The sequence below is a fragment of the Paenibacillus yonginensis genome (assembly GCF_001685395.1).
Classification (GTDB): Bacteria; Bacillota; Bacilli; order Paenibacillales; family Paenibacillaceae; genus Fontibacillus; species Fontibacillus yonginensis.
Genome location: NZ_CP014167.1, coordinates 4251738 through 4278132, shown reverse-complemented (window position 1 = coordinate 4278132; position 26395 = coordinate 4251738). Strand labels below are relative to the sequence as shown.

28 protein-coding genes and 1 pseudogene are annotated in these 26395 nt (G+C 43.6%); 9 read left to right on the top strand and 20 right to left on the bottom strand.

Translation table 11 applies throughout. The features are described 5' to 3' along the window. Nucleotides 1-46: 46 nt before the first annotated feature. From AWM70_RS24140 to AWM70_RS22975, 7 genes are all read right to left on the bottom strand, one after another. Entirely contained in the window at nt 47-181 is a 135-nt protein-coding gene (locus AWM70_RS24140; protein WP_257784533.1) for a hypothetical protein, read from the bottom strand. A 180-nt stretch (nt 182-361) separates the two neighbouring features. Further along, entirely contained in the window at nt 362-1030 is a 669-nt protein-coding gene (locus tag AWM70_RS19515; protein WP_068699214.1) for a hypothetical protein, read from the bottom strand. A gap of 96 nt (nt 1031-1126) precedes the next feature. Further along, entirely contained in the window at nt 1127-2503 is a 1377-nt protein-coding gene (locus AWM70_RS19510) for a sensor histidine kinase (RefSeq protein WP_068699212.1), read from the bottom strand. Between the two features lie 20 nt (nt 2504-2523). Continuing rightward, on the bottom strand, nt 2524-2730 hold the full coding sequence (locus tag AWM70_RS19505) for a winged helix-turn-helix domain-containing protein (protein ID WP_068699210.1): 207 nt from the start codon (nt 2728-2730) through the stop codon (nt 2524-2526). Nucleotides 2731-3172: 442 nt separating this feature from the next. Further along, the gene (locus AWM70_RS19500) at nt 3173-3913 is read right to left on the bottom strand and encodes an SDR family NAD(P)-dependent oxidoreductase (RefSeq protein WP_068699208.1); all 741 of its coding nucleotides are present in this window, start codon (nt 3911-3913) and stop codon (nt 3173-3175) included. Between the two features lie 203 nt (nt 3914-4116). Beyond that, nucleotides 4117-5676 (bottom strand): SAM-dependent methyltransferase, encoded by a 1560-nt coding sequence (locus AWM70_RS19495; RefSeq protein WP_068699206.1) that lies wholly within the window; start codon nt 5674-5676, stop codon nt 4117-4119. Between the two features lie 39 nt (nt 5677-5715). Continuing rightward, complete coding sequence (locus AWM70_RS22975) at nt 5716-6075, bottom strand: GNAT family N-acetyltransferase (protein WP_151208778.1); 360 nt, start codon at nt 6073-6075, stop codon at nt 5716-5718. A gap of 455 nt (nt 6076-6530) precedes the next feature. Between AWM70_RS22975 and AWM70_RS19485 the strand changes: the two genes are divergently transcribed. Then, the gene (locus AWM70_RS19485; RefSeq protein ID WP_068693520.1) at nt 6531-7859 is read left to right on the top strand and encodes an IS3 family transposase; all 1329 of its coding nucleotides are present in this window, start codon (nt 6531-6533) and stop codon (nt 7857-7859) included. A 223-nt stretch (nt 7860-8082) separates the two neighbouring features. Further along, a complete protein-coding gene (locus AWM70_RS19480) occupies nt 8083-8565 on the top strand; it encodes a hypothetical protein (RefSeq protein WP_068699203.1) in 483 nt (160 codons plus the stop codon). Nucleotides 8566-8757: 192 nt separating this feature from the next. Here AWM70_RS19480 and AWM70_RS19475 read toward each other — a convergent pair whose 3' ends face one another. The 7 genes from AWM70_RS19475 to AWM70_RS19445 all read right to left on the bottom strand — a co-directional run bounded on the left by AWM70_RS19475 (nt 8758) and on the right by AWM70_RS19445 (nt 16145). Further along, nucleotides 8758-9090 carry a hypothetical protein gene (locus tag AWM70_RS19475; protein WP_068699202.1) on the bottom strand — a complete coding sequence of 111 codons (333 nt, stop codon included), beginning with the start codon at nt 9088-9090 and terminating at the stop codon, nt 8758-8760. Nucleotides 9091-9122: 32 nt separating this feature from the next. Further along, entirely contained in the window at nt 9123-10952 is a 1830-nt protein-coding gene (locus AWM70_RS19470; RefSeq protein WP_068699200.1) for a DEAD/DEAH box helicase, read from the bottom strand. Nucleotides 10953-11029: 77 nt separating this feature from the next. After that, nucleotides 11030-11215 (bottom strand): hypothetical protein, encoded by a 186-nt coding sequence (locus AWM70_RS19465; RefSeq protein ID WP_068699198.1) that lies wholly within the window; start codon nt 11213-11215, stop codon nt 11030-11032. A gap of 19 nt (nt 11216-11234) precedes the next feature. Then, nucleotides 11235-12380, bottom strand: a complete 1146-nt coding sequence (locus tag AWM70_RS19460) for a hypothetical protein (protein WP_151208777.1) — start codon at nt 12378-12380, stop codon at nt 11235-11237. A 144-nt stretch (nt 12381-12524) separates the two neighbouring features. Beyond that, on the bottom strand, nt 12525-14453 hold the full coding sequence (locus AWM70_RS19455) for a DUF3732 domain-containing protein (protein ID WP_068699194.1): 1929 nt from the start codon (nt 14451-14453) through the stop codon (nt 12525-12527). 1 nt (nt 14454) lies between these two features. Then, a complete protein-coding gene (locus AWM70_RS19450; protein WP_068699192.1) occupies nt 14455-14946 on the bottom strand; it encodes a three component ABC system middle component in 492 nt (163 codons plus the stop codon). Next, on the bottom strand, nt 14943-16145 hold the full coding sequence (locus AWM70_RS19445) for an ABC-three component system protein (RefSeq protein WP_151208776.1): 1203 nt from the start codon (nt 16143-16145) through the stop codon (nt 14943-14945). Before AWM70_RS19445 ends, AWM70_RS19450 begins: the two co-directional genes overlap by 4 nt. Nucleotides 16146-16371: 226 nt before the next feature. Between AWM70_RS19445 and AWM70_RS19440 the strand changes: the two genes are divergently transcribed. Next, nucleotides 16372-16773 (top strand): 23S rRNA (pseudouridine(1915)-N(3))-methyltransferase RlmH, encoded by a 402-nt coding sequence (locus AWM70_RS19440; RefSeq protein WP_068699188.1) that lies wholly within the window; start codon nt 16372-16374, stop codon nt 16771-16773. 272 nt (nt 16774-17045) lie between these two features. Here the strand turns inward: AWM70_RS19440 and AWM70_RS19435 are convergent, their stop codons facing one another. The 4 genes from AWM70_RS19435 to AWM70_RS19420 all read right to left on the bottom strand — a co-directional run bounded on the left by AWM70_RS19435 (nt 17046) and on the right by AWM70_RS19420 (nt 20185). Next, nucleotides 17046-17648, bottom strand: coding sequence for an ankyrin repeat domain-containing protein (locus AWM70_RS19435; RefSeq protein ID WP_068699186.1), 603 nt, complete (start codon nt 17646-17648; stop codon nt 17046-17048). Nucleotides 17649-17758: 110 nt separating this feature from the next. After that, complete coding sequence (locus AWM70_RS19430; protein ID WP_059050395.1) at nt 17759-17950, bottom strand: hypothetical protein; 192 nt, start codon at nt 17948-17950, stop codon at nt 17759-17761. Nucleotides 17951-18052: 102 nt separating this feature from the next. Continuing rightward, a complete protein-coding gene (locus tag AWM70_RS19425) occupies nt 18053-18367 on the bottom strand; it encodes a hypothetical protein (protein WP_068699184.1) in 315 nt (104 codons plus the stop codon). A 75-nt stretch (nt 18368-18442) separates the two neighbouring features. After that, nucleotides 18443-20185, bottom strand: coding sequence for an S-layer homology domain-containing protein (locus AWM70_RS19420; RefSeq protein WP_068699182.1), 1743 nt, complete (start codon nt 20183-20185; stop codon nt 18443-18445). A gap of 167 nt (nt 20186-20352) precedes the next feature. Here AWM70_RS19420 and AWM70_RS19415 point away from each other — a divergent pair, with 167 nt between their 5' ends. The 4 genes from AWM70_RS19415 (at nt 20353) to radC (ending at nt 22498) form a co-directional block, all read left to right on the top strand. After that, complete coding sequence (locus AWM70_RS19415; RefSeq protein WP_068699180.1) at nt 20353-20715, top strand: helix-turn-helix domain-containing protein; 363 nt, start codon at nt 20353-20355, stop codon at nt 20713-20715. Nucleotides 20716-21031: 316 nt separating this feature from the next. Next, a complete protein-coding gene (locus AWM70_RS19410; protein WP_068699178.1) occupies nt 21032-21250 on the top strand; it encodes a hypothetical protein in 219 nt (72 codons plus the stop codon). A 339-nt stretch (nt 21251-21589) separates the two neighbouring features. Next, nucleotides 21590-21769 (top strand): hypothetical protein, encoded by a 180-nt coding sequence (locus tag AWM70_RS19400; RefSeq protein WP_068699174.1) that lies wholly within the window; start codon nt 21590-21592, stop codon nt 21767-21769. A gap of 111 nt (nt 21770-21880) precedes the next feature. Beyond that, the gene (gene radC / locus AWM70_RS19395) at nt 21881-22498 is read left to right on the top strand and encodes a RadC family protein (protein WP_068699172.1); all 618 of its coding nucleotides are present in this window, start codon (nt 21881-21883) and stop codon (nt 22496-22498) included. Between the two features lie 258 nt (nt 22499-22756). Here the strand turns inward: radC and AWM70_RS19390 are convergent, their stop codons facing one another. Further along, the gene (locus AWM70_RS19390) at nt 22757-23854 is read right to left on the bottom strand and encodes a hypothetical protein (RefSeq protein ID WP_068699170.1); all 1098 of its coding nucleotides are present in this window, start codon (nt 23852-23854) and stop codon (nt 22757-22759) included. Nucleotides 23855-23921: 67 nt separating this feature from the next. Beyond that, a complete protein-coding gene (locus AWM70_RS19385; protein ID WP_068699168.1) occupies nt 23922-24113 on the bottom strand; it encodes a hypothetical protein in 192 nt (63 codons plus the stop codon). 107 nt (nt 24114-24220) lie between these two features. On the opposite strand from AWM70_RS19385, the gene AWM70_RS19380 reads away from it, so the two are divergent. Both AWM70_RS19380 and AWM70_RS23965 read left to right on the top strand, forming a co-directional pair. Beyond that, nucleotides 24221-24895, top strand: coding sequence for a helix-turn-helix transcriptional regulator (locus AWM70_RS19380; RefSeq protein ID WP_068699166.1), 675 nt, complete (start codon nt 24221-24223; stop codon nt 24893-24895). Nucleotides 24896-24901: 6 nt separating this feature from the next. Beyond that, nucleotides 24902-25894: pseudogene (locus AWM70_RS23965) on the top strand (recombinase family protein); the annotation flags it as partial. Nucleotides 25895-26395 lie beyond the last annotated feature (501 nt).

The following is a 26395-nucleotide window of genomic DNA, read 5'->3' as shown; positions in this document are numbered from 1 at the left end:
TGAAGTTACCTGCACGCGAGGCCTTTATATCAATTATAGATGATTCTCAAAGTTCCTCCGATACAAGCAGGAAGACCGCTGACCAGCCTTTTCGGTGTAATTCACTTTTCGCTATCCCTGTTCTCGCCAGGGCCGCTGAAAGTTCTTCCTCATCACTGCTCAGCTTGAGTTCATACTCCATGGTCTTGATGTATCAGCCCTCCACCAGCTCTTTCCGCTCCTGCAGCAGCTGGTATGATACTTGAACCAAGCGGCATCTGCGACGGCGGTCAGAAGACGTGGCCCGTGAATTCTATCTAAATAAGGAACCTTGGGCCGCATTTTCTTGACTAGTGTTAAGGTTAAGCGAACTTCATAACACTCAATCTAGAAGCGTGTACATTTCAATGCTTTCCACTTCGTCATCCTTGATATGGAACGTCATTACATCCACATAGTTGGCCGACGTATACCGGTATTCATCCTCCGCGCTGGTCGCTCCATTTCCCGTCAGGTTCCCTTCGGGATACGTTTTCTTAAGCTCTTCAAGACTGTCGCCGACTTTAATATTGCGGATTGTGGCATATTCAGGGGCGGTAATTTCAATCGTAGTGATATAGAAATCGGTCCCTTCTCCCGTATTGAAGGTTTCGATTTCGAGCCCTGGAAAGGTGTATAGATTTTTTGTGCGGCCAATTAGCTGATCCATATTAGTCTTATCGTCTGCTGTATAGGTGTGGGATTTTTTCTCTTCCGCTTTCCCCAGCATGCTTTCGAGTTTTGCGTCGTCAACGATATCGGAAAGGGCAATGGTATTGTCCTTGTAGACAAAAGCAAGCTCTTTCAGGATCACATTCCCGTCCTTGGGAATCGTTCCTTCCTTGATTACCCCGGAATCGGCGCTTCCGCCGGCCGGGTTACTGCTCGATGAAGGGGCGGGAGCGGAAGCCTCCGGCGAACTACTTTCCCCGTTTCCCTGACATCCCGCCAATAACGTCCCAAGAAGGACTATAGACAGCATTAGTTCTGCTGGTTTGCTTAATGCTTTCATACGGTTACCCTCCCATAATGATTTCTTAATCTTATGAAGTCATCATATGAAAACAAATTATTAGTTTAATCACAATCTTGTATCATTCTTGTAACTTCACGCTAAAGGGAGCAGGATGGACACGGTGGTCCCTACGCCCACTTCGCTTTCCATCTCCAATTTACCGTCAAATTTCTCGACAATTTCTTTGCATATGGAGAGCCCCAATCCCGAACCTTTGGCCACGCGGGCATTTTCCGCCCGATAAAATCGCTCCTGCACCCGGGCAATTTCCTCTTCACGGATCCCGACGCCCTCGTCCCTTATTTGGATGACCCCCGTCTCCTGCCTGATAAACGTCTCGATTCTAACCCGTTTGCCGGCATGGGAATACTTTATGGCGTTATCTATAATATTCGCGACTGCATGCGACATCAGGGTTGGATTGACGACGGCGAAGACTTGTTTTCCCGGCTTGATGTCCAGCAGGATACCTTTGTCCTCCGCCTTTGACCGCATTTCTGCGGCCACACTTTCGGTTAACCCGGATAAATCCGTCTTTTCCTTGCCCATTTCATCCGAACCCGCCTTGTCAAACCGGGCTAACAGCAGCAGCTCATTGATAAGCAGGGTCAGCCTGTCCGATTCATTTACAAGATGAGCATAGATCTTTTGCAAATCCTTGTCCTTATTTTCACCCTCATATAAATATTGGGAAAATCCCCGGATGGCCGCAAGCGGTGTCTTCAGTTCATGAGAAACATTCGAGACAAACTGCTTCTGGTGCTGGATATATTCATTTAATTGAATGCCCATTTGGTTTAGTCCTGCGGCAAGCATCCCCAGCTCGTCTTTTCTGTTCAACTTAACCCGCTGGAACTGCTGTTTGGAGAATTTCTCCGTGGCCCCAAGCAGATATTGGATCGGCTTTGTCGTATTACGGGCAATAAATAAGCTTGCCAGCGTAATTAGAACCAGAAATCCTGCCGCCCCGGCAAACAAAATGTAGCGGATTTGATCCATCATCACGTAGAAATACGAAAGGTCCTCAACAAACTCAAATACAAAGCTGTTTTGATAATATTTATCTTGAATGGGCACTGCGAAATAGAGCAATTTGGCGTCGGTAATCGTATAAGCATAATTCCCTTTGAGGGCATTTTGGATATTTTCCTTAAACATTGGAGGCGTTCCCTTATTGATGATAATTCCATCGGCGGCCCATCCCAACAGCTTCTGGCTGCTGTCGTAGATCCGCACTTCCTGGCCTGCAGATTTCAGCCTTTCCAAAACGGCCCTCGCCACCTCGGCAGACGATTCCTCAGCCGGCGTTCTATCCTGCATGGCAAGGATTTCTCTAAAAGACAGCTCATACAAGTCAGCCTGCTTCATCATTTTCTTCTCTATAGTCACAAAACTAAAATAGTCGATAGCTTTATTCACGGAAATAATAATAATGGCAAAGGATAATACGGAGAAAAATAAATAATTCAACAGCAGCCGCGTTGCATATTTCAGTTGGAGCCACCTCCAAGCTGGTAGCCGAAGCCGTAGACGGTTTTCACATATTTAGGATTTTCCGTGTCATCCTCCAGCTTCTTTCTTAACCGCATGATGGTCATATCCACGCTGCGGCTGTCCCCCAAATAATCATAGCCCCACACGAGCTCCAAAAGTTCATCCCTTGTAACGGCAACGAATTCAATGATACCAGTAATCACACGAAACCATATTCATGTTCACACTCTCCTATTAGCCATAAAAAAAGACTGTAGATTGCGTGATTAGATAGGCAGACCCGTCTGGCGGTGAAACCAAACTTGTCCATCGTTCAATCGTCGACGAACTTCCATTGATTTGTTAAATTGCGTTTTGTTTCCCAGTAAACAATGTTATCTTATCTTGGTATTGCTTCCTTGTCAACAAAAAGACAACCCTAAAAAAACAGCCCTACTCAATCAGCATTGGGCCGTCTCTGGTTTAAGCGCGTTTTATATTTAGATCATTCAAACTCCCGCTATAGTATCTAGCCGACTTTTAGGTCCGAACTGTTAGGTTCCTTTCCAGCGCATAGATAGGTTTGGCAAGGCGTTTTAGAGCACCCGAGAAAGGGTGCCCTAAAGGAACGTCCGAAGCCATATCAATAACAGAATATTGATGTTTCTAGCCTCTCAGCTGAATCTCATAATCGGTAACGATCTTACCATCGTACTGAATGATTTGCCCATTTTGATTCTTATCAGACACAATAATGTCAGTACTCAGCTCTCCAGCAGCTTCGGGAGACTTGACGAATCCGCCGTGTCCACCAGCCTCCATGCCGTTCAAGTCGGTTGCGACAGCGCCAGGCATGATGCCGAAAATCTGGCGGTGGCTGCCCATTTTTTCGAACTCGTAAGCGAAGGTCAGTGTCATCACATTAAGTGCTGCTTTGCTCGTAATGTAAGCAAGCGGGTGCCAAAAGTCGGTCGGCGAAATGGGGACGGTGATGTTGACAATTTTTGCGTTGTCTGTCAGAGATGGCAGCAGATTTTTTATGAGTTCATGGGTGCCTAGAAAATTCGTTTCCATCGTCGTGCGCAGATCCTCAGTTGTATAGTCCATGGTAGGTTTGGCGATGTCGAGCGGCGCACGCCCAGGCTTGGCACTATCAGGAATTCCAGCATTATTGACCAAAATATCGAGCGAGTCAACCCTTTTAGCCGCTTCGCGCAAGCTGTCTAAATCATTCAAATCAATCTTGATGAACGCCGCTTGTAGGTCTTCTGCGACAAGTTTTTCGACTGCTGCCCGTCCACGGGCTTCATCACGCGCCCCAACAAGAATATCATAACCACGTTTCCCAAGACTTCGAGCGATTTCGAAACCAATTCCTTTATTTGCGCCCGTGACAAGTGCTTTCATAGTGAATGAACCCCTTTTCGTTTTTTATTTGGATACACACACGTAATCGTAAACGAAACAATCGTTAGCATTCTCCATAACGCCTTAGATCATTTGATACGATACAACAGGTTCATTATAGGACTTAAATCTTAGTTGAAGTCAAGCTTCACATTTCAAGTAGAGTATAACCCTCTTTTCTCTGCTGAAGGCAACTGGTATGCCTAAATGTTGCTATCGAACTGGTTCATTAATGCCAATGCCTCTTCATGACCAGGTTCCATTTCCAATAATTTTCTGACGTACGTCCATGCCTCTTCTTCGATCTCTAACTCGAAACAACAGACGGCCAGACAATAATATACGGTTGATACGACCTCATCCGGGTTTTGCTGTACCGATATTTCCAAACACTGTTTGGAGTGTTCGAACATCCCCATTTCAAACAGAATCAATCCGGCGTCAAGCGCAAGATCATAACGCTGTTCCATGACATAGTACGATGACCACATCTTCTGGATGCCCCTGAGCAGGTCCTGCTTCTCATCGTCGTCTGCATCCGGCAACAATCGGGATATCTGCTTCACGCTCTGAATAAAAAACTCCGCATCATATCCGCCCAGACGCCAAAAGCTTAATAATTCCTGCATGCCCATGCTCTCTACATGACGATCTACCCATACCTTCATATTAAAAAAATCGTCCGGACCAAACCGTTCCATACATCGACGGTAAGCTAACCTCGAATTTACATATTCCATTGGTTTGTCCAAATGGAGAATACACCCGACATTGATATTGTTATAATGATGCAGGGGGAATAACGCCAGGGCTCCCCTTTGCTCAAAGAAATATTGGATCGCATGATAGTTTGCCGTCAAAGAAAAACTTCCATGCAAAATCAACTCCGGCGGTTCCGCGAATTTCCAATGATCCAGCAAGTGATCTCCTTTGTCTGCCGTTATCAACAAGAATCCAGCCTGCGATAAAAGATTCAAACGCTCTAAACAAGTTAAACCAGCAGCAGGGAATAAAATGTGCGAGTCTTCCAGGTGCTCCTGATAGGTAGAAATCACATCACGGTAAGGATACGTTTCCTGTTCGTACTCAGGTGCCCGTCGGTGCTCATAACGCAACTTTATTCGTTCCAACCATTCTGATGGTTTTAGCGAATCCATATGTTCGAGACCTTGGACATAAACGTCGGCTTCATAAATTTTTCCGTCGCCTACATAAATCAACTCTTGCGGAATACTGTCAAAAAAATAGTTCGCAACAACGATTAACGGCTGCTTTAACTCCCTTTCATTGATCGCCGTGCCAGATACGACGAGATTCAGTACGGTATCATGGACAGCATCGTATTGGGCAAAATCCAGTAATCCCTCGGCAACAAAAGCTTGCAGAGCCGGATGTTCCTTCCACGCCAGTACATTGTTAAGCGCCAAATCCGTCATTACATAGCGGAATGGAGGCAAGGAAATCCCCGCGTAGTCTCTCAGCCGGCACAACTCATCCAACACATGATAAGCAAACCGCCCCGCTCCTGCTCCAAGCTCCACAATAACGACGGGTTCGGAATCCTCCCCCTTATTCGCCCGATCTTGAAGAAAACCAAACATGACTTCCGCATAAGCGGCAGCGATCATCGGATTACTCGTTATATACTGAGGAACTTGGTCATTGTTCCAAGCCTTCGTTCCTTGTTCCTCATAATACCGGCGCTGCACATCCCATATCGGCGCCTCACTGAATCGGTAATGTTGTTCCTTGTTGCTTGTCATTTAAGCGACCCTGCTCTCTGAAGTTAGTTCGATTTCATGTTAGCACTTATTAAAAATTCCTGCCTGCTGGAAAGCAGCGCTATCGTAGGCAAGCTGCTTCCCATGGTACATCCGGGGCACCGGCCCACCCTCTGTGTCAGCGACACCCCTGACGACGAAACCCACCGATTCGTAAAACCCCAAAACGAGCGGGTTGGCGGACACCTCTATGTGTAAGCCGCGATGCGTAATGTTGGCGATCAGTGCGCTCGCAACGCCTTGGCGCATCCAATCGGGATCAGTGAACAGGTCCTCAAGCTCGAGAAAGCCGCCGACAGGACGTACCGACGCGAAGCCGACGACCTGAAATGTCGCGCAGCGCATTGACATCGCTAGCGACCGCACTTCGAATGATGACATCGGTCAACATAATTTCACTCCCTCAAACATCATGAATACAAAAGAAGCAGCCGTAACGTATAATTGCCAACCTTTGATCCCGCCCTAGGTGCTGTAATCAAGCTTATGTAACATGCAAAGAAGGTCACAGAAGTAGTCAGTGGCCTGATTTTGGATGATTCAACTATCGTTTCCCTGTACTTGAATGGCTATGTAACTAAAGCAATTATTCAAACTACTGCCTAGATCCAATGATGTGGAGTTTAGGACCAAGTTCTTGTCCATGGCCGGGTACAAGAATTTGGTCCGATATAACAAAAATGCTGCTCTCTATAAACTGGTACCCATAGACTGGACACTTTGAAAAAAAAGGTGTCTGGGCTAAACTGGTACCCATAGACTGGACACTTTGAAAAAAAAGGTGTCTGGGCTATGGGTACTTTTTGTATACTGGAAGAGGCAATGGAGGGGATGACATGAGTAAGAAACATTTTAACCAAGCAGAGCGCAAGGCTTTATCTAAAAATCCATATATCGCTAAGGTTAGTGAAAAATCATTAACATACACAGATGAATTTAAACGCCTTTTCATCGATCAGTATCTGTCAGGGAAAACACCTAGAGAAATCTTTGAGACGGCTGGATTTGACGTGTCTCTCATCGGCATGACGCGGGTGGAGCAGTGCGCAGATCGTTGGAAGAAGGCCTACGAACGGGATGGGATTATCGGACTCACCGACTCCAGAAGAGGGGCTTCAGGACGTCCACGGCAAAGAGAGCTTACACCTGCTGAAATCATGGCCAAACAAGAAGCGAAAATCAAACTTCTCGAGTCGCAGATTGACTTGCTAAAAAAGTTCGACAAGAACGAAAGGAGGCTATGCTTAGAGAAAAACAATCCAAGCGAAAGTCATAGATTTGAATGGATTCATCAAGCAATGAACCAGGGATTTAAGCGGATGACCCGGTATTTTTGTGAGCTCCTAGGGGTCTCAAGATCTGGCTACTATCATTACCTGCAAACCGCGGATGTACGCATCAAACGAGCTCAAAAAGATGAGGAAAGCGTAAAGTGGGTGAAGAAAGCCTTTGATCGCCGAGGTTTCAAGAAAGGAGCTCGCTCCATCAAGATGACCTTAGAGAATGAGTTTGGCATTGTGTATAACCTCAAACGGATTCGCAGACTCATGAAAAAATTCAATATCGTCTGTCCTCACCGGAAACCCAATCCCTACAAACGAATGGCCAAAGCCACTCAGGAGCACCGGACCGTGCCCAATCTTTTGCAAAGAGATTTCCGAAAAGAAATCCCCGGTCTCGCCCTGCTCACGGACATCACCTATCTGCCTTATGGATCTTCCCAAATGGCCTATTTATCCACCTTACTGGATGCTTCCACAGGCGAAGTTTTGGCTCAACATCTCTCGGACCGAATGACGCTGGATTTAGCAGCTGATACCGTAGAAAAGTTGATGAAGCAAAAGCGGCTTAAACTGCCTAAAGGAGCTTTTATCCATTCCGACCAGGGCAGCCACTATACAAGCCCAGCCTTTCAAAAGCTGCTCAAGAAGTACAAGCTTGGCCAGTCGATGTCCAGACGCGGTAACTGTTGGGATAACGCTCCGCAGGAGTCTTTCTTTGGTCATCTCAAAGACCATGTGGATCACCATAGCTGTACAACCTTCGAGAGCCTCAAACAGGAAGTAAACCGATACATACAGTATTACAACAACCACAGATATCAATGGGGACGTAAAAAGATGACTCCTGTACAGTACAGGAATCATCTTTTATCTGCGGCTTAAAACCACAAGTCCCTTTTTTTACAAGTGTCCTTGACAAAGGGTACAGTTCATTCTGAAGGAGGCCCTCCAAAAATACAATCCGAAAAATGACGTTGAAATACGAATCAAGGAAACACTGAAGCGACTCGCCTTTGAATACAACAATTGTTTACATTACCGGGTAGGTTATGAGTATTTTCCACTACAGCAATTCCGTATCTTAATGGAGAAGGTCGTCAATGTAATGAACCTTCGAAAATTTGGCCCTAAGTATTACGATTACTTGGAGTATGTTACAGAGACCACTTCCATCAAGAAAAATTGGGAGTTTATCCGTGGGGAGATCGATCCGACACTTCTGGATAATCGTAGAATCTTTAACGAAAGGAATCCCCTACGAAACGATATTCGCGACGAACATCTGTATACCCATAAATTTTATCATTTTGATTACGACTACAAAGCTATTCAGAGAGATTCAAGCCTTGTCATCCATGATGACAGTTCAACTTACAAAATGAAGATTCCCGCTGAGACGATAGAGAAAATCAGAAATATTGTCCTCTTCTTTGTAAGTAATCTTTTCATCCCAATTGCTCATAAAAACGAACATACAGAATACCTAAAAAAGATTCACCGTAAAAATAAAGACATGATTATCAAAAATAGATTGATCAAAAAGAAGGCGGTAAAGGAACTAAAGGAATTAGTACGCCATGTTAGCTGAGCGTACTGTTGCCAACTAGCAACAACAGTAATATCCAAAAGACAATACAATTAACACACTGGAGCGGCCTCTTCTCATAAAATTTCGCCCTACTTGTGATACGGTTCACCGTATCGGTTTTTAGGGTAAACTAAACTCCGCTACACACCTCAAAAGCAAAGGGGCCTGGATCATCTCCTAGGCCCCTCACGCTTATAACTTGACCAAAGCTTCAGCTTGCTGAATTTGCTTGCTCAAACTAGCTATTTCTGCTTCTCTATCCCACATTACACTTGAACGTCCTGCTATTATCATTTCTGATTTGAGCAGTACCTCTTCCTTGTTGTACGTATACCTAAATTGTAGCGGTTCACCTGTTTCTTCATCTTTGTAGTACATGTCAACGATAATCATTTGATCTCGTTTGTACAGGGAAATCTCATCATAATTTGCTTCGCTAATATTGTTTGCCAACACAAAAGGAGGAATCCCCTTATTGGCAAGAACATGTGCTAACTTTACTTTTAATTCCTGCACACTAAGCAATTGTTACCCTCCTTTCGGTTAATAAACTCATTCTAAAGTCTTTCCGATAAATATGCCACATGTTTTTCAGCCAGTGGCCTTGCTTGCTTAAAGTCGGCAATAGACCATTGCTTTCTTGGATACCCAATCGCCTTCAGCAATTGTTCGTTAATTATTTTGACGCATAGTCCATCTAAGGCTAGTTGTGTATCACGATAATAACCCAACTTTGTAGCAATATCTTCTGCTTTCCCTTTGGGGTTCAGACCCTTTGCAGTTAATATTTCCGCGATTCCATTTTCAATGTATGTTTTTAATTCTTGTCGACGCTCTTTCAATTCAAGGTCGGGTCTTTTCGATTTCGCAATATCTTCAAACGTAGACCCTTCGATAAGTTTAATCATCTCGTCAGTAACCGGAATACCCTTTGACCTTAGTGCTTCTAATGCTTCTTCGGTCTTGTTTCTGCTCTGACGAATTGCCTCTTCATACGCTTCCAATATGGTTTCATCACCAACAAATGTCTTCAGTTCTTCTCTATAGCTTTCTGATTGTCTAGCTTCCCCAACATCAAGCTCTGATCCACCATTACCGTCAGAGGAGCCTCCACCTTCATTCTCCTCGAATAATTTCTCTAACCGGTCGATGATCTCAGCCTTTTGTTGTTCTTTACTGTAGTACTCCCACAGCTCCTCTAGTCCAAGTGCGTTGTGATATACGAGATGTGCAACATTATCTATTGCCGCGTCTTTTGCATCCGGTATTGAACGCAATGCTCTTCCTGCAAATTGTGCGTATGCCGATAAGCTCTTAAATGGCCGGAATATCGCGGCAATAGAGATGTAGGGATGGTCGTATCCTTCACCAAGCATTCCGACATTTACAATTACATGCGTTCGATCATTGTGAAAGTCCACCCTTTCCCGATCTTGTTCAGAAGGTTCCATGTCACTGTGTATAATTGATGCAGGACATTCTGCCGCCTCGTATAGCTGTTTAATCTCCCTTGCATGTTCAATGGAACAAGCAACAGCAATGATTTTATGAGGTACTCCTGTTGCTTCTCTTTTCTCAGTCATGATTTGGAGGCTTCTTTTTACAACAGCTTCACTGCACTGTGTTGAGTAGGCTACCGTTCGTTCCACCCAGTCGCTGTCTTTTAGTTTCAATACTTCCTCCAATGATACGTCTTCCTCAAATCCTTGTACCTTGAAGGTCAACTGATCTGGTATATACTCTTTTTTTACAAGCTGCTTCACGTAGCCTTTTATCATCGCCCGACTGAGCGGATATGAATAAATATCCTCAGCATAGATTTCCTTTTTGTCCGATCTAAAAGGAGTACCCGTTATTTTAACAATCTTTGCCGAATTGAAATAATCTTCCATCTCTACCCATGATGCTGCTGGAGAATGATGTGCTTCGTCGATAATAATCATATCGAAAAAATCCCGCGGTACCTTCTGTAATAATGAACTTGTATTGTGGGATTGAATTCGATGAATGTTAGTAATCACAATTTTGGCTTGTTCTAGTGTTCTTGGATCACCTTCATATTCAATAACTTCAGGCAAGTTGGATGGAACATTAATGACTTTGCGATTCCACCAGAAGTTATGCTCGTATCTTGGATCAAGGCTATCAGTAACTGTATTACGAATTGTCCGATTTGGAGTAACAATTAAAACCCTGTCCTTAGCTATGCCGTAAGGCAAGATAGCCATAAGTCCAGTTTTCCCCACTCCTGTAGGCAAAGTAACTAACGCAGGTTTATGATCAACTGGAGATTCAAAATATTCTTTCACTCTTAAGTATCCTTGAACTTGTGGTTCTCGAAGGTTAGGATTTCCCTCAATGTGAGCAAATGTTTTTTGAAAGTACATATTTATCCCCCTGATAGTTTATGCCTCCATATAATTTTTACATTATGCATCAATTCATGCTGATAAGAGCATCCACCTTATTCCTTACCAGTAAATAGTCGAATTCCCCTACCAAGCTTATCTGATTCAATGTGCATTACTTTATTCAATGTTTCAATGTATCTATAAAAAGCATAAAGTAATTCTATTCCTTCGATAATATTTCTATTCAGCACATAACGGATAAAAAAGTCTTTTTCATCTTTTAGTTTTTCTACATTCATATGTTTAACGTTTTCATCTTTAACAACAAATCTTGAAGGTTTTTTTTTCTGTAATGCTGCTAAATCCTTTTTTAGTGAAAAGGAGTCTATCGTATGTCCCTAACTTATCAACGCGAATGCTTGTCATGTTTATAAACCTTACCAGTTCAAATCTGTACCTTGAAAACCAATATGTGAATTTTTTATTTTCTGGGGAATTTAGAATTTCAAGGCCTTTAATTACATCATCTATTTCAGCAATATCGTTGAATAAAAAATAATTTGAGCCTTCTCTTTCCCACTCTGTTATTAAGTAATTTCTATGACTCTTTATAAATACATTCGGGTATTTATTGAAAACCCAAAACTCTTGAATTAGATCATAACAGTTAAAAGCATATTGAATATTTTCGGAGCCCTTCAAAATAACTTTACTAATTGGTTCATCCAGTTTTCTAAATAACTGTATAACATCTTCTAATTTCTTCTTATTAGCCTGGGCGATGGCTCTTCTTGTCACACCATATTTACTTACGAAATACCATAAGAAAATTAACAACACAAACACCACAACCGCAGATAATTTCGTTAAGTTGTCTAATAAAAAATGAAGCCCCTCCCCCCATTTATCTTTGCTATAACTAATAACTTTACCTATTGGGGATCCTTCATAGGTTAAAAATGTTAAAATACCAGCTAGTAATGAATGAAATGATATTACTACGAAGAACAGAAACTTAATCCATTCATATACTTTAGGAGCCGTTATCTCATCAATTAATTCTTTATCACTCGTACTAGAACTTTTAATCATCCCGGGTCTTAAGTAGTAGTATATCTTATCAAAGCCATATTTTATTCGAATCAATTTAACTATCAACCATCTTTTCTTAATTAATCGATTCGTTAACTCTCTATAGAAAAAGTTTGTTACAAAAAAGAACCTGTACAATATTAAATCCCAAAAAAAAGAAATTAAAAAAGCTTCAATTAAATAGACTGTATACAGTCCCCACCAATTTTGTGACCACTCCAAATCACGATTCCATTCAATTATTCTAACTAATACTTCTTTTGGGGTATAGATAACAAATATTGTGCTAACTCCACATAAAATAAAGAAAATGAATGCAAGATCTACTAATAATGTAGACTCTTTTAACAATAATTTTTTTGTATTCTTCATATGCATCCTCACACTCTTAAGCGAAGACCTCACCCCATACCATTGTGGAAAATAGTTCTTTATTAATTTGGATCCCGTCTGTTCAATCTATTGTTCGTATTAATCAATCATTTTGTGATAACAACGATTTAAGTATAGATGAGTCTACCGCCAATCGTCTGGAATTAATGCATCTCCTCTCCATCGTTCCACAACAGCAGATTGGAACCTAGAATCCGCCAAGTCTGCATGGTCTGTTATAATTACTTGAAAGTTTGGCGAAAGGCTCTCAATAACATTGAATATAAGGTCAAACATCCTTCTTACTGCCAATTTATCATCATCAATAAGATGGTTTATAGAGCCAAGAAGTTCGCTGTCTTGATCCCTAGGATAATAAACCTGTGTAGGTTGATCCAAAAATAAAAATCTAGGTACTGGTCTGCTGTGTTGAACAAGAAATTTGTGAAGTGCCAAATGCACCAACAAATGATATGCTACCCAATTCTGCCCACTACCCATTCTTTCTAAAGTTATTGGTCTGTCTTCTCTATCTATTACTACCGTGACATTGGTCAGATCAAACCTTACAGGATCGCCACTATGCTCCAAATTTAAATTATTAGACCATTCTGTCATTTGAATTCCAATTCGATTTAAAATTGATTGCAATCTTTCTTGTTTATTTTCCTCATCTAATTGACTTTCTAATAGGATTACTTTTTGTTTAGCTTGATTTACTGCTTCCACGTATTTAGTTATGTCATTGTCTACATTAACACTCTCTAGCCATAAGCTAATACGCCCTGCTACTCTACCACGCCTAACATTCAAATCGCGTAGCTGTCTAGCTGCAGTCTGTTCTCGAAAAATGCCGTCAATCTCTTGATTCAATTCTTGAATCCTTTTTAATAATCCTTCTTGCTCCCTCTCCAGATTCTCAATGTATTCCCTCAATCTCGGTCGCTCTTTCACAGCGGTTTCCAAGTTTTCTCTCACCTGTTGCAATGAATTACTAATTGCAGTAGCATGAGGTGCTAATTCTTCCACGTAACTAGAGCATAGTGGACAAGTGTTAGGATCATGGTTACCCGTATTAAATAAGTTTATTGACTCCAGTCTAAATTCTTGTTGCTGTACTTCTTCAGCGTATCCATTTGCTTCATTGACAAAAGTTCTCGCAGCCCTAATTGCCTCAGTTTTCTCATTGTAATCAATTCTAGTTCTATGAAGCTCAACTTGAAGTTGAGTTAACTTTTCAGCTCCAGGAAACTCAACTTCTCCTGGTTTCCATTCTGATAAAGGTTGTAGCAACCTTACCAGTTCGACTAATGCGATATTTTGGTAGTTTGCCGCGGCATCAATTAAACCAACTTCACGTGCTTCTGAGAGTAGGCCAACCGCCTTACTAACGCCCTCTCCTCTTATCAATTCAGCTTCTTTTAGTATTTGCTCCGCTTTCTTCAATTCCCGTTTAGAACGAGCTAGTTCTTGCTCTAATGCTAACCTATCTTCTTGAATAGCTCCTAAAAAGTAAGGCAGAGTATCTTTTATTGTTTGTTTCATAAAGTCTTCAGATTGTCTATGGAATAGATATCTCTTACTTGCGATTTCGTCTTGTTGCTGGAAGCAGTAAAAAAGAGCATGTTTAATATTTGCTTCTAATGCATCTCTTGTTTGTCCAATAGGGGGCGTATGAATATTAGGTGAAATTCCTATCTTCTGTGTCAAGAAGTCCGAGATTGCATCGCTAGTTGTGTTTGCTACAGGGATACTATCTGGGCTAGGAACTACACTACCTATTTCCAAATAAGATGCATTTGTGCTAAGAGCTGATTTTGCTGGATTAGCTCTCCCGATAAATACTTCATCAGATTCAAACTTCAATCTTACTCCATACCATGAAACTGTATCACGAATAATTCCCTCGGGAACGAGGCATTTTCCTCTACCCAAGCAGTATTCAACAATCTCAATTAATGCCGACTTTCCAGTACCTGAACTACCCGTAATAATATTGACTTTCCCAGGTTCAAAATTTACAACTCGTTTTTGCCCTTTGTGGCTATATAACACGATCTCCAGTATCTGCAATTTAAGGTTTCACTCCCCACATGGTGTATATTGTTGAGACAGTTCCTGCACGAGAAAACCATTTACCTATCATTTCTGCCTTATTCATTATCTCGGCTATCTCACCATCTGTATGTCCATCTAATTTCACTTTTCTATATTTAGGCACTTGAACGTTTCCATTATTATCAATTGCCAACGCATCTAACTGCATTAAAAAGATAACTGACTCTTTAGTAATCGGAACTAATTCCTTTGCCCTGCTTGCAAAGCCTATACGAACGCTCTGGTTTTCTTGTAACCAAACATGCATCTGCTTACGGCTAGAAGAGGGGAATTTATCCCTTGTCACTCTATGTAATACAATAGGTAGTATTAAATACAAAAGAGGATACTGAAATGGTATATCTGTATTCTCGTAGTATTTTGTGATACTCCGACGAATAACTTCACCACAAAAGGCTGGATTTAAAAGATATGCAATCTCCTGAGGACGCTCATACCAAGACTTCATCTCACTCCCTCCAAGGATCTTTCTATTATATTCTCAAGTCTATTGATAAAGTCAGCATGCCAACCTACTCTTAGTTGGTTGGATAGCAGATGGTAACTCCCACGCATTACATATGGTTCTGTACAACGTGGGCGAATGTGGATATTAGCCTCCTGGTCCATCCAGTTGAATAGTGCTCTTCCAGCCTTTTTTATTTGTGGTTCAGAATCATCCTCAAAGTCCTCTTTCATAGCTTCAAAACGTCGTTCCCATTCATCAATCAACCGCGTCTCATACATTTCAAGTTCATTTACAAATAACAATTCATCCCTTACCCACCTTGAACGCTGCTCATAAGCTCTATAATAGTCGCTGATGGCTTTTTGAATACGAGGCTGACTAACTGCAACCAATTTTAATTGTTCAATAAAAACTCTTTGGTGCTCGGCAATTGATTCTTCTGCGGGAGCAATGTAATCTAAAAAGTCGATCGGTAGATTATCTTGATGGAATTGCTCTTGAAGATCATTTATGTAATCCACAATCTCGGTTTGCGAAATTGTGTTCAATGAATCACTGGATAAGTGTTGTATCACTTTGTTAAACCAAATGCCTTCCAACCTTTGATAGACGGCTTCCTTAAATTCCGGCCTTGTAGCATACCTTAGTTCTCTTAGAATATCTTCTTTTGTATCCACTATATTAGGAGAAGCATCTAAAACGTAAACACAACTTATTAGTTGTTCACGTTGTATCTCAGATAATCCCAAAAAAACCTCATATGCCATTCTGTTTGAATGGCTTGTTGATTTTTCAGCAACCTCATTAAGAAGTGATAGAGCTGTTTGAACGTCCCTATACTCCTGATAAGGATACAATTTACTGGCAATTGACCCTTCTGGAGCTACTCCTGTCGTAATCAAAGTGAATTTTATCGATTCAGTGCTGACTTCACCATTTTGAACTGCTGTACTCCAAATACGTATGGTCTTCCATAAATCAGAACAAGAATTAGTTAAAGAAGAAACAGAATTCATGTGATGTTTTGTTTGGATTAGTTCAATAGGAGTTCCGTCTTTTTCAAAAGCAATGTCATCTAGTTTTTCAATGGAAATATGTAAATCAGGATTAGATTTCAATAACATATATAATGCATATCTGGCCTGGTAGAAGTATCCCAGAGCCTGTGCGTTAGCCGAAAAGTCAGTAATTTTAATCAACCCCTGTCCTATCAACCAAATTTTCCCTATCTTATTCTATCTTAATTCTTGTTTATTTTTTTATCAATCCTTTCCCCGTACAAACGGACTATTTTTCGATTCCTATTGGTCTTAAGAACCATCCCAGCTCCGATTAAGAAGCAATATAATTTCTGAAAAGAACAGAAAGGTGCTATAATATCTCCATTCATTTGATAAATTACCATATTAAAATTGAGGTATCGTCATGAGGTTCACAATATATACAATCTGCGAAAAAGTAGAAAAGTTCTATCTTGAAGCTATAAAGGAATATGAAAAGCGTTTAAGTCGATACTGCACAATTAAGCTAATTCATCTCAAAAGAGAGGATCAGCTTGAAAAGAAGCTTAGTGACAGCAGCTATAAGATTGTTGTGACCAACACCAAGCAATCGCTGTCGTCAGAGGAACTTGCGGAGAAGATTAATGATTTAGGAGTTTCGGGGACATCGGATATCTCCATTATTATCGGCTCAGAAACCGCACCATACGATGAGAAACTGATGCTGAGTCAAATGGACATGGACAAAGGATTGCAAACAACTATATTGATTGAGCAACTTTATCGAGCATTCCGTATTATCCACAATCATCCCTACCATAAATAATAATCAATTAATGCTATTGGGCGTGTTTAATAAGATTTGCTTTGATTTTACCGATACACCGCATTATCACCAGAATTCCCGCCTTTAAAGTGCTCCTAATATATACTTAGAAAACTTCGGACTTCTGTGTCTATTCTATATATTCTCTAAACCAAAGTTTTGTAACATAGGTGCAACTGAGAATATCCAACCTCGCGGCAATGGCCTATAAACATGCAAAGAGCGGAAAGGACAAACTCCATCCTCTCCGCTGTTCATGTTACTCGCCCACCTCAATGTATCCTTATAACCCCACCTTCTTCTGTTTTGATGTAGTCCTCTAGATGCGTTTCATGCCTTGGCCTGTTGTCGATTGTAGCTCCAGCCTCTTCAAGCAGTTTCAGCATACCTGCATTGTAGGTCGTCCTCGCCAGCGTCACGCCTTTATTCGGATCAGCACCATGATCCAGCAACATACGTACAATAGCAACCTGAGCGAGCATCACTGCGGATTGCAGACCGCTATCTACATCCGCACTGTATTGAGCAAACAACTCCACTACCTCCAGATTGCCCTTCTCTATGGCATCGTGCATAGCAGGAAAGTCTTCTGACGGATCAGCCCCCGCTTCCAGCAATATCTTCACCATCGGCACCGGGTCTTCATTGAAGTTGACCGCCAACGACAAGTTACCTACAGGAATCGACTCCGATCCAACTCCATAATCAGCCGCGATGTTTGGCGAAGCTCCCCCATCCAGTAGTCGTCGTACCTCGGTCAGATTTCCTTCCATGATTGCTGAATTTAGCTCTGTGAACATGCCGTCCGTTACTCTTTGTTCAGACTGCTGAGAAGTCAGCACACGCTCTAAAATGGAGCATCCTGTCAGAGCCATTGGCAAAGCAACAGGAGTCCAATCTCATACACCCTCCGCATTTTCATTGTCATCCACCCCAGACCAACTCTGATCATTCGCAGAGTCATTTCATTAAAATCCTCTCTGGCTCAATAGCCGCCGCGAAGCCGATCTTCCATATGCGTTGCCTGATTCAGCAGCAGGAATGCAACAACAAACAAAGCGATGCCAATCCAGATGTGTTTACGTTTCTTCTTCGCTATTGCTGTGATTGTGTAGGCAATGCTGGTAATTTGTATAATGGCTCCGACGATCTTCAGCATCAATGCGGTTGTTTCCATTCGTTTATTCAGTCCTTTCTCCCCTTGTACTTTTGCTCTGCAATTTATCGTCCACTGCGGATATGTGTCATCCGCAACTACGTCTTCTCGTCCGCATCGCTGTCAATACCGCTCCAATTCATCCTGAATGGATTTCTTGGCGGCATCGGTTGCAAGCTCCTTGGCAAGCTCACTACCTAATCCGGTAAACGCAGTGATAATCAAGGCGTACTTCATTGGTGTGTTAATGAACAGATAAAAGAACGCCGATATGTAGATGCCTGTGACAATCAGAATTCCATTCATGTTTTCTTCCGCAAAACCGCCTACAACGAAATCCATGACAAGAAAATAAGATACGATGAACAACCCGACGATGATAAAGCCGACGACAATTCTCCCAATAAATTGTGCTATGACTCTTGCAATGAAGTTCATTTCGATTCCCCCTTCAACATTGCTTTAAAAAAAGAGCGAAGCCATCAAGTAGCTTCGACTCCGCTCTCAAATGGATTACAGGTTGATTCTGCGGATGGACTTGCTGGCGTCGTCGTAGAAAATGACATTGCCGCTGTTATCGAAGTCCATCTGCTTCATCTGGCGAATCTGTGTCCCGTCCTTGTAGATCAAGTCATTTTCGTTGATGAAGGTCGTCATATTTCCGCCCGTTCCCATTTCGTAGACGGTTCCTGCATTGCTCATATACAGCTTCCCGTTGTATGCAGCTACACTGTCGAATCGAATATCCGAATATTCAGCAACCATATCCACTTTCACAGGAAACAGTTGCAGATTGTACATTTTGCTCCGACCAAACACATATAGATTGTTTGCAGTTGCATGAGCGGCGGCGACAGGAGCGTAGCCATAGTAATCGGACAGATCCAGAGCATTGTAGCTTGTGCTGCTGGCGATACACTCGACCTGAGATTGATTCAACCTACCTTCATAAACATGAGACTCATGAGTGCCAGTAACGCCATACAGGATGCTTTCCGCATCTGGAAAAGCAATAAAGTCCACGAAGCGAGCTTCTTCATGGTCAAAGTCATAGGCCGCTACGCTGACTCCCCCTGTGATGTCATAAAAGATTGTTCTTGCAGATACTTTGGCCGCGAGGTATAGCTTGTTGCTAGCCGGATTGTAAGCCAGTTTCAGCGGCGTGAGATTTTTGTAGTCATAGTGCTTCGCATTCCCATCTGCATCCTTGTAATCCCAATTGAAATCCTGATTGATTGTCTTGAATGTCTCAACTGTACCGTTAGAGCTATTGAATTTGCGTATCTTCATCTTCTGACTGTCGAGGAAGTAGACATTGTTGCTCTTATCTACGACCATGCTGTCAATCTGATTGATCTTTGCTGTCCGCACAGGCCCATCTACATCACCAGCACCTGAGCCTCCCACCAGTGTTTCTACCGTAAATTTTGCGGATGGTGTGGATGCAGATGGTTGATCTACAGGTGTGTTCGGTGCAGGTGAACCAGGTGTAGTTGGATTTGGTGTGGATGGAGTAGTTGGTGTTGGGTTCGTCGTTGTCTGTCCGCCGCCGATCTCTTTGTTGTCATTGCCATATTGATAAGCCCTCCAAAGCATAACGGTTGCTTCTGCACGGGTGATTGTCGCCTGCGGACGGAACGTCTCGTCCTGAAAGCCAGATACAAGCCCATTCTCCACTGCCAAGGCAACATAGCTCTTTGCGGATTCGGAAATGCCAGCGTAGTCCTTGAACATCGCTTCAATGGTGCTTTGGTCTGGCAGGCGATTAGCGTCATAGCCTTTAAGCTTGACGAGGGCGACAGCCACATCTTCACGAGTTGCTGGTGCGGTTGGATTAAAGATATAATTGCCGTCTGCGGTTCGATAACCAGTCATGTAGTCCTTCACGGATTCCACGAATGGCGAAGCCCAATTGGTTGCCGGGATGTCGGAGAAGGAAGAATAATTTACCTTCTTAGGCGTGATGCCGGAAGCCGTGACCATGATTTTTGCGAACTCAGCCCGTGTGATCGTGTTATTCGGCCTGAATTTGCCGTCAGGATAGCCGCTGATTACTTTGCGGTTCACCATCTCGGCTATGTAGTTGTAAGCCCAATGTGTCGATGGAAGATCGGTGAAGCTTACGTTTTGTTGTGTTGTTTCTGCGTTCTGCCACTCTTCTCCGTAGGTTGGCAATGCGGCGGAGGCTGTTGTAGTCACTATGTATCCTGTCGCTAGTGCAGTTACAGCCATGCCAATAAAAAACTTTCTAATCATGCTGTTGTACCCCCTTAACAAAAATTGAAATCTATTTTGATGAGTATCATCAGGCATATTTTACTATATACGACTCAAAAGGTCACTTATAAATGTACTTAAGATGAACTTTAATGGTGTTATGCTGTTCATACATGTCCTCTACCCTTGGTAGTAGAGGTGATGACATGTCCGAGTTTGTGAAAATGGTAGGTGAGAAGATCAGGCTTGTCCGTAAGGCACAGGGAATAACACAAGAGAGACTTTCCGAATTGTCCGGTTTAAGTGAGAAATATTTATCAGATACAGAGCGAGGGGCACGCAATATCTCGTTAGAATCGCTTGAGAAGATTATGCAGGCATTAAAGATCAAGCCCCATGAACTTTTCCTTTATGAAGACACCAACATAATGAATGAGGATAAACACCAGTTAATCGAAATGTTTCAACCATTACTCGTTAATCGCGATATTCAAGAAATCAGATTTTTACTTAAGATTGTTCAAGAGTTTGTGGATACATTTGAAAAAGGCGATAGCCGCCGCATATAGGCCAGAAAAATATACCAATTTCCCCGAGGCACCACGCCTTAAATAACAAAGGGGTGGGCCTGCCGTTTCATGCCCCACCCCTCCCCACATGGACTGCTTCTGCTGTTGATTACAGTAGATCGCAGTCCTTTTTTTGTTTTCATATCTTTTGCTGTTGCTGGCTCCGATCACTCAAGATCACTTGAATGGATCACCACTGCGAACAACAGCATACGCAAAGTAGCCCGCTTAAACGCTGAGTGGGCTATTTGTCGTTGCCTGACAGAGACAAGATCATCGGCTGTGAGATGACGCCGGATAAAGGAGATGAATGCAGATGGTTGTTAAGAAAGGCTTACCTGCGGAGATGGAAGAGTTGCTGAAGCAACTGGTCATGAACGGAGGCATTCGCATGGCCGGAACGGTGTTGTACATCTATTGCCGCCGAACGTATCAGGTGGATGAAGACACTGCCGCACGCTGGATGATTGCCTACTTTCGCCGTGAGTTTCCACAGCAGTTACAGTGGCACCAAGAACGTATCGTCAAGGCGTAAGCTAATTTATTCAGAGAGGAAGATCAGACAATGAACTATCAGGCTTTTAAGAATAACAGTTCCAAAGAGTATTTAGGATTTTGCGAACAGAAGGGATTCATCTACAGTGTGCAATTGGATGAACGGAGATTTGCAGTTGTTGCACTCCAGAACGGGCAAGTGACGATGCTGATTCAATTCACTGCTCAGCCATGTACGGTGCGAATGGAAGTTTAGTCCGCACAGTGTTTTGGCAACTGAATTGCACAAAGGCTCAATTGAATAGGAATTATGCAGATGGCCGCATCGTCAGGAGACGACAGCAGGCTATTTTTATTTTCCTGAAGGGAGGTGAGGAACGTGGAAAAGCTCAGGCATTTAATTGCTCAGAAAGCCCGTCTGGAAGTCGCAATGCAGATGATGGACACAGATGCCCAATTCGATTCAGAGGACGGCAGGAGATACGCTCAGGCTCTTGTAAGGCTCGTCCTGATTCAGATGCAGATTGAAGAAATAGAAAAAGAAGCCGCCCACAAATGAGGCGACTCAAAGAAAACTAACATGTAATCATCATACCGAACAACATCATATCACGCAATGGGAGAAGTCGAATCTGACTTCTCCCTTTTGCGTTTATTGGAGGAAGTAAATATGAACCATCCGAACGAATTGTCTACGATCAAATCACTGCTAGGCGATGCACTCGCTGAGAAACCCGGCTCATACATTATTGATGAAATCTTTGACCGTTTTCCTACCATGCAAGAGCTGATGAACGTCACTGAGTTCGAGTTGTTGTCAATCAAGGGCGTAGGCAAAATAAAGGCTCGTCAGATTACCGCCGCGTTGCAGTTAGCACGCAAGTTGGGCAGACCTACCAACACCATACCGCAGATCATCCGCAGGCCGCAGGATGCGGTTGACCTGTTGATGCCCGAGCTACGGTATCTGCAACAGGAGCATTTCGTCGTACTGTTCCTGAATACCAAGAATCACTTGATCGGACAACCAGAAACACTTTCAATTGGTTCACTCAATGCCGCTATTGTCACGCCTCATATGGTATTTCGTACCGCTGTAAAGCGTTCTGCGGCTTCTGTGCTGGTATGCCATAATCACCCCAGTGGCGACCCGACTCCATCGCCGGAAGACATCCAGCTAACAAAACGCTTGGTCGAGAGCGGGAACATCGTCGGCGTGGATGTACTGGATCATCTGGTTCTGGGGGATGGTCGCTACGTCTCTATGAAAGAGCAAGGGCTAATGTAGACCCGTATAGATGAGTTATTTGTAACCGAATTGAAATAGATAGAGTGATGGAGCCGCTCGCTATCGCTCGCGTCCCGGCATCATACGTGCAGTTCAAACCACCCACTGCCCTGAGGGCCGAAGGAGGACGACTGCCCTCCTTCACCTCCCGTCACTCGCCGCGTGGCGTCCCTTGGCTAACGCCAAGGACGGAATAGAGTGTCGGTGTAACGAGCCGCCAGTCAAGACTGAAACAAGCTCGCATCCGCTCGGCCTTGACTAGCTCTGTTCGATGCACGGTATACAGCTAAAAGAGTTGCCATAGCTTCCGTAGTTCCATTTGCCTGAGTAACTATCCATCACTACTCTCTGAGATGTTGTCAGCGTAGCAGTACCGGATTGCAGATTGCTCCAGTCCAATTGGTGGTCAAGCTGTCCGTAGCCACTCTTGCCGCTCCAGCATTCTCTGAATAAGGCATACGTCTTGAAGACAGAGTACAGCTTTGGCGACAGCGACATCCATCTGTCAAGCTCGGTACGAAACAAGGAGCCAAGATCAACAGAAGGACATGCAAATATTTCATGTCGCTTCAACTTACGCTTCTCCGCGGCGTCAAGATTCATGAATGCTTCTTGAAAGCTTCCTGTTGCCTTGAGAAGCCGCTGTATCTTGGTTCTGCCATCAATCTTGTCAATATCTACAAGCACCGTGTGCTTGAAAGCATCCTGTCGTTCGTTGTAGAGGAAATCCTTGAGCGTGGCCCTGCTGACCTTGTCGCGAATTCTTCGCGTCCGCTCAATGCGTGTCCATGTTTGGTCATGTTTGCCCTGCTCTTCGGCTTTATCATAGTTCTTGACCTGCTGACCTGACCGACTGCCGTAATAGTAAGTTTGCCCAAGTTGTTCGTAGTCCTCTGGAGGCTTGCGTTGATAACCTACGTACAGTCTTTTTGCAGTTTCTTCGGCGTTCATACTTCGGAGCAGGTCTGTTTTTTCATCAAAGCTGGCTATTTTGACGGAATGTATACTGCCCATGACTAGCTCTACCAGTTGCATAATGTCATCCGGCGTAAGCTGATGCTTCCACGGATTGATCATGATTGACGTTGTTGCGGCATCAGGATTCATCTGCCCCCAGCAAACGCTGAACAGGGTATGCAGGAACTTGTGTCTGTAATAGAAATCATCATCGTCAATCCAGATTCTCGCGGGCCGAATTAACCTGATGAAGCTCGAATCCGGGCAGCTATCCGCTGCCAAGACAAGTTTATCGTAAGGACAATAAAACGGCTCAACCTTCTGTCTGCCAAGGATGTTCTGAATGACAGGCTGTGTCTCCATAACTGATTGAGTACGATTGGTTGGATAAATATACATGAACTCACCCCGTTATATTTTTCTGCCGGGAAGCCTTGCTGGATAAGGGTTTGAAGGAGGTTGCGTGTCATTCTTGCAGACCAGTTGTTGGGGAGCAACGGTTATTTTGCATTTCCTGCCCGGAATCGAGAAGTTTATTCAATGTATATGCAAGCTGTCTGGTGAACTGTTCCTTTTTAGCTTGCTTCTCATAATAGAGCCGGAACGGTTCATCATCCATCTCATTCAGATCAATCTCTACAGGTTTTATGTAATCCATAACAGCCTCCAATATTTATATTTAAGTATTAATACTTATTTACAAGCAATATAGCATGGTTTATACTGGCTGTAAATATCACCCTGACTGAAAGGACTGATTCGGTTATGCCGCGTCGTACATTAACACCGGAGGAGTTTGAGCTTCTGAGATCGGCTGATCTTGGCAGCCGCCTTCGCCTGTTTCGGAAGGAAATTGGCAAGCTTCATACGGATAAAGCATTCACCACCGTTGCAATCAGTGAACGCATTGGCGTCAAGCATCAGACGATCATCTCCATTGAACGTGGCGATTCCAAGAAGCCTGCCTATCAACTGATGCACAAAATCACGCAAGACCTCGGATTGCCGTTCGATGCCTTGACTGACGACTTCTATGAAGGTCCCTACCGTCCTATTGCCATCGGTGAGCCTGCGGGCAATGATGACAATCTCACAGAAACCGGAAAAGAGATTGCACGAACCTCCGTTATCGGTGCCGTACTGTATGAGTATCGAAACGATAACACCGTCAGACTCATTCATGATCTTCGTTCCTACAGGCCATTGGACAAGCCAGAATTTATCTCGGCTCTTGCCCGGCTCATCAGTGAGTTTCAGGCAACGGAAACCGTCGAGAAACTATACACTCAGCCGCATCCGGTTATTGTTGCATCCGAGTTGTACAACGCTTTGGCAATCTATCCTCAAGCCTATCCATCCATTCCGGAAGATGCCTGGATAAAAGCACGCAATGAGCTTATCGCAACCTACCAACCTGAAGGAGACAATGAAAGGAGCTAACACCCTATGACCCCTGCAATCAGAGCCGCTCTGTATGCCCGTGTAAGCACCGAAGAGCAAGCCAAGGAAGGATTCAGCATTACCGCACAGATTGACGAGATCAGAAAGTATTGCGAACGTAATGATTTTGAGATCGTAAGTGAATATGTTGACGAAGGGAAAAGCGGAAAAAGCATCTCCGGCCGTCCACAAATGCAAAAGCTGCTGACGGATGCAAGCCAGCATAAATTTGATATCTTGGTCATCTACAAAACTGACCGTCTGGCCCGCAAGCTGAAGGATGTTCTGGAAATCAACGACACTTTGGAACGAAAAAGAGTCAGACTGGTAAGTTTAAGTGAACAAATTGATACAACGACTCCTTTCGGAAAGGCATCATTCCAGATTCTCGGCTCCTTTGCCGAATTGGAACGTAACACAATCATTGGTCGTGTGAGGATGGGAATGGAGCAACGAGCCAAGGAAGGAAGGTACAACGGAGGAAAAACGCTGGGCTACGACAGCGTGAACAAGGAACTTGTCATCAATGAGAACGAAGCCGTCATCGTCCGTAAAATCTTTGAGTATGCCGATCAGGGTATGGGCTTCAAGGCCATTACCCGGCGGCTCAATGAAGAAGGCTATCGGTCGAAGACAGGCAAGCCCTTCAGTACAAACAGCATCAAGACGATCCTCAACAATCCCATGTACATTGGAAAGATCAGATACAATCAGGTTGTCGATTGGGCGGAGAAACGCCGAAAAGGGAAGAACCCGGATTTTCTGCTGGTGGATGCTTTACACGACCCGCTAATTCCACTAGAGCTGTGGAACAGCGTCCATAACAAGCTTGGGGAACGCTCCTACAAGCCAGCCCGCTCCCATCAGCCCTACATTCTCAGCGGACTGCTGAAATGCCCGGTATGCGGTCACGGGATGGTTCCGGCTCGTTCCAAAGGAGCCAAAGGTCAATCATACCGCTACTATACATGCGGGCAATTTCATAACAAGGGAAAAACGGTCTGCCGCTCCAATAGCATCCGTGCGGATGTAGCCGAGGAGCAGTTGCTTGAGGAGCTTGTACGTGTCGCCTCCAGACCGGACATTGCCCGGCAACTGGCAGACAACATCAACAAGCTTCGTTTGGGTGCAGAGGCCCCGTTACAGGCAGAAAAGAAGGCCATACTGGATGAAATGAACAACGTGGGCAGAAAGCTGCAAAAGCTTAAGGACAACCTGATGAATGAACCTGATCTAGTCCCGATTCTCAAACCTGAGCTTATGAAAGCACATACGCAACATGAACAGCTACAAGAGAATCTTGAAGCTATCGAAGCAAAGATCGCCGAGGATAACAGCACACCTGTTGACGCAACCGCCCTGCATCATCTATTGATGCACATAAAAGACAAGCTGATGGCGGTGGATGCCGAAGAACAGAAAGTACTGTTGCGGCTAATGGTCGAGAGCATCCAGATCACCCCGGAAGCACCACGGGGCAAGGGTCGTCAGGTCAAGGCT